General features: G+C 29.2%; 6 protein-coding genes. 2 read left to right on the top strand and 4 right to left on the bottom strand.

Annotated elements, in window-relative coordinates; translation table 4 throughout:
- From MAGB_RS01980 to MAGB_RS01970, 3 genes are all read right to left on the bottom strand, one after another.
- Positions 1-247, bottom strand: a 247-nt coding sequence (locus MAGB_RS01980) for a variable surface lipoprotein (protein WP_036433248.1), incomplete at its 3' end; no start/stop codon positions are given.
- 132 nt (positions 248-379) lie between these two features.
- The gene (locus MAGB_RS01975) at positions 380-1,234 is read right to left on the bottom strand and encodes a nucleotidyl transferase AbiEii/AbiGii toxin family protein (RefSeq protein WP_004024139.1); all 855 of its coding nucleotides are present in this window, start codon (positions 1,232-1,234) and stop codon (positions 380-382) included.
- A complete protein-coding gene (locus MAGB_RS01970; RefSeq protein WP_004024138.1) occupies positions 1,227-1,841 on the bottom strand; it encodes a type IV toxin-antitoxin system AbiEi family antitoxin domain-containing protein in 615 nt (204 codons plus the stop codon). Before MAGB_RS01970 ends, MAGB_RS01975 begins: the two co-directional genes overlap by 8 nt.
- 181 nt (positions 1,842-2,022) lie before the next feature.
- On the opposite strand from MAGB_RS01970, the gene MAGB_RS01965 reads away from it, so the two are divergent.
- A complete protein-coding gene (locus MAGB_RS01965; protein WP_004024137.1) occupies positions 2,023-2,481 on the top strand; it encodes a variable surface lipoprotein in 459 nt (152 codons plus the stop codon).
- Between the two features lie 198 nt (positions 2,482-2,679).
- The gene (locus tag MAGB_RS01960; RefSeq protein ID WP_004024136.1) at positions 2,680-3,576 is read left to right on the top strand and encodes a variable surface lipoprotein; all 897 of its coding nucleotides are present in this window, start codon (positions 2,680-2,682) and stop codon (positions 3,574-3,576) included.
- Between the two features lie 75 nt (positions 3,577-3,651).
- Here MAGB_RS01960 and MAGB_RS01955 read toward each other — a convergent pair whose 3' ends face one another.
- Positions 3,652-4,284, bottom strand: a complete 633-nt coding sequence (locus MAGB_RS01955; RefSeq protein WP_004024135.1) for a variable surface lipoprotein — start codon at positions 4,282-4,284, stop codon at positions 3,652-3,654.
- Between the last annotated feature and the right edge of the window lie 100 nt (positions 4,285-4,384).

Below are 4,384 nucleotides of genomic sequence, written 5' to 3'. Positions count from 1 at the left end.
TAAGTACTGATAACGATTTCTTGCCATCTGTTGTTACATTATTACCATTTCCACCGCTTTCAGTTCCTGGGTTTTGATTGCCTCCTGGGTTATTTTGACTCCCGCCTGGTGTTTCAGCAGGATTGCCGGGAGTAGTTTCAGTTGGTTTCTTTTCATCTTCTTTGGTGTCACCACACTTAGCTGCTACAAAAGGAATTGCAACTAATGAAGACAGTGATCCAAGCAATAAAAACTTTGATTTTTTCATAAATTTATCCTTTCTTTAAAGGCTATAAAATAGCCTTAAAAATTCTTTATAAATCTATTAATAAATATCAAAAGCAATAAGTTTATTAAGAAAAAAATAAAAAACAAACAATGTGTTTGTTAAATTTAATCATTATTTTGTTAGTTCCTTGGTTTTTATTAGCTCAAGTAGTTTCATTATTGAATCGGTTACAGTTTTAAAGTCTATTTCCTGTCGGCTATTTAGCTGGCTTATATATTTATTTCATCGTTCATTCATCAATGGATTTAAAGAAATATTGTTAACTAGATCTATTAATTGCTGTATGTTAAATTCACTATTTCTATTTTTAAATGTGTTGTGGCAAGCATCCCTAAGCCTGTTAATATCAATATTCTTGTTTTTAAAAGTGTAGATAACATAGACATCATAAAAATCTTTAAATCTTGTATTGAAATAGCCAAAAGAAAATATTGTCTCAAGTTTTTCTGCCAGCATAGTTTCAATGTTATAAGCCAAAATAGAAAAATCCTGATTTGAAAATATGCTTTTGTATTCATAAACAATTTCTTTAGGTGTAATAACATCACCTGAAGCAATATCTATAGAAATAACTTGTTTTATGTTTTCAATTTGGCATAGTAATGATATGTTAACGCCACTATATTTATGCTCTTTTCTAATATCAGTATACTTTAGAATTTGATATTTAATTCCATCTATGTCATCAGCTTTTAATATGCTATTAAATCTTTCTATTATTTCAGGAGCACTTATCTTTCTGGCTTTTACCATTTCTAAATCAATATCAATTGTGGCTCTTTTGTCTAAACCCATGATGTTAGATAGAAGGAAACCACCTTTGAACACAAAATTATCTCTTTCATTGCTTTTAGATATTCTTCTTAGTACACTTTCCATAAAATATTGAATTAAAACAACATTGAAATTTGCATTATTTTTATCTGCAATTTTATGACACAAACTTATTAATTTATTCTTATTCATAAAATAATTCAAATATCTCCAATATTTTTTTGTGTATGCCTAATTTATAGGCATATTCGTATAATTTTTTGAAGTTCTTATTCTCGTATTTAGTATATGTGCTGATAAGCTTAGAAAAAATTTCGCTATCAGTTTTTTTACGCAGTTTAACAAAATCGCAAATTGTTCTTTCAAAGTCATAAACCTTTACTTTGTTCCCAAATATTGTTTTTACTTCTGATAGGCCAATTGAATGTATGTTTCTATCACAGTAGTAAACATTTGCATACTTCTTAATGCCTTTTGCATTATAGCCACTATAAACTGTAACATCAATTTGGTGCGGAAAAATGTCAATAATATTATTCAGATATAGTGCACTATAATGAGAGAAGACCAATGAATTATAGTTTTTGCTTAGGAAATAATATTCATCATAATGTCCATTGCTAAGAATATAAATGCCTTTGGTTTTTCTAGTAAGGATGCCGTTTCTTATTATTCTTGTTAAATATATAGTGGGGATATTGTGTTCCTTTAGTTGTTTATATGTGATAACGCCATCATTCTCATGTAATAGTTGACAAATTGCATTGTAATATTTAGAATTTGAGTGTTTTTGTTGCATTTATGCTTATATTATACAAGTATTTAAGCACAAAAGCAACATTAATAAGTTTTTAAGCTAAACTTTTTATGCACCATGTACTTTTTAAAAAGATCATAAACTCACCGCTTTTGATATTTATTAATAGATTTATAAAGCATTTTTAGGGCTATTTTATAGCCTTTAAAGAAAGGATAAATTTATGAAAAAATCAAAGTTTTTATTGCTTGGATCAATATCATCATTAGCAGCAATTCCATTTGTGGCAGCTAAGTGTGATGGTACTAAGGAAGAAGGAAACGAAAAGCCTGCAGATTCACAAGGTGGGGGTCAAAACAATCCTATGACTCCTGGAGGAGATTCAAACACCAAAACAACTACAGCTGTTGACTTAAGTAAACTTGAAAATACAGTTAGAGAAAAACTAAATAAATTAGCTAAAGAAAATGTTAAAAAAGAAGAAGTTCTTGAAGTTCTAAAAACTGTTGAAGGTTTAAAAGAAATAAAAGCAGATGATTTAAAAACAGTTGAGTTCAAAAACAAGAAGCTTGTTATTGAAGCTAAGGATGGTTCAAAACTTGTTTCAGGTAAATACGAAGCTCAACCAACAAGAACAGCTAATGAAGGTGATGCTTCTGGCGCTACTATAGGCATGATATAAATTGTTTAACACAAATTGCCAATCTCAGTCATATAAAACATAAACTTTGAGATAATTTATTGCAAAACAATATATAGAGCAGACTCGCTCCGAGTTTGCTTTTATTTTGCTTATAAACTCACCACTTTTGATATTTATTAATAGATTTATAAAGCATTTTTAAGGCTATTTTATAGCCTTTAAAGAAAGGATAAATTTATGAAAAAATCAAAGTTTTTATTGCTTGGATCACTGTCTTCATTAGTTGCAATTCCTTTTGTAGCAGCTAAGTGTGGTGACACCAAGGATGAAGAAAAGAAACAAGATGATACAATGAAAAGAGATGGCGATAAAGATAAATCAGACAAAAAACCTGGTGATGATACAAAAAAAGATGGTAACAAAGATAAGTCTGGCAAAGATGAGTCTGATAAAAAGGATGGTGACAAAGATAAATCAGAAAAAGATAGAGATGGCAACAATGATCAAAGCAATAATTCAAGCAACTTAAAATCTGAACTTAAAGGTTTATGAAATGAAGTCACTGAATTAGCGCGCGCAAGATCAAATAATGAATATGAAGCACTATTCTATTCAAAAAAAGATTCTCTTAATAAAGAAGTTGAAAAAGTGCTATCAACAAAAAATATAACTAAAGAATCATTTGATGCAGTTATTAAAAAAATAAATGAATTCAAGAAAGAAATTAAAAAAGTTGATAGCGGTAAGACCTTCTATGAATTATCAAAACTTGAGGAACAAAGAAATTACTTTGCATCACTTATGCCAATCTTAAAAAACAACATAGAAATCGTAGAAGAAACATTCAAAAATCTTAAAACTACAGAAGAGCCAGAACATCTTTCAGAACTTGACTTTCTTTTTGATAATATCAAAGCTGAACTAACTAACATTATTGATCAATATGATTTAGCAATAAAACACTTTCATGAATTCAAGGAAAGTGAAAAGGAATCTAAGACCAGCTATTTTGACAATCTGTTTACAAGATTTGATATCCTAAAGAACTACTACAGCAGATTTATAAATAAAGATGGCATTGTTGATTTTAGTGATATATATGATTTTGAAAATGCTGATATTGACTATAAATAAACTAACAGCAATTATTACATACCAAAAATCCTGCAACTTTGCAGGATTTTCATATTTATTACAATTGATAGTGCGTTATTTGACGTATTTTTCAACAAAATCAAATAGTTCATTAAATGATTTATCAGCATCGTCAAATGTTTTATTTTGTTTAATTTTAGACTTTAGTTTGATTGCCTGTTCACTAAGCAGTGATTTAAGTTTAGTGTTGATTAAAGTGTAAGGATTAAATTTTTTATTTATTTTCTCTTCTATTTCTTTAATTAGTTCATCGACATCAGTTAATATGTCTTGTTTGTCTTGCTTTGTTAATTCGTTGAAGTCTCGTTGGAATCTTCTTCCGATGTCAAATCCTGTTGCATCAACATAATTTACTGGTCTGTCATCTAGTTCATTGTAATAGCTATTTGAGGATGCATTATTAGAATTACTGTTTGGTTCAACTTCTTCAGGTGCCTTAGGATCTTTGTTGCTAGTTGATGAATCATTTCCTGTTTTATCAGCTTTGTCTTTTTCAGCTTTATCCTTATCACCTGTCGCTTTGTCTTTTGACGGAGCTTTAGGATCCTTTTGACCTTCGCCTGGCATTTCAGCTGGTTTCTTTTCATCTTCTTTAGTTTCTTTAGTTCCACCACACTTAGCGGCTACAAAAGGAATTGCTACTAATGATGACAGTGATCCCAGCAATAAAAACTTTGATTTTCTCATAAATTTATCCTTTCTTTAAAGGCTATAAAATAGCCCTAAAAATGCTTTATAAATCTATTAATAAATATCAAAAGTGGTGAGTTTATAGACAAAATAAAAG

Source organism: Mycoplasmopsis agalactiae 14628 (genome assembly GCF_000266865.1).
Taxonomy (GTDB): domain Bacteria; phylum Bacillota_I; class Bacilli_A; order Mycoplasmatales; family Metamycoplasmataceae; genus Mycoplasmopsis; species Mycoplasmopsis agalactiae_A.
The sequence above is the reverse complement of the archived record's forward strand: the minus strand, read 5'-3'. Positions and strand labels throughout refer to the sequence as shown.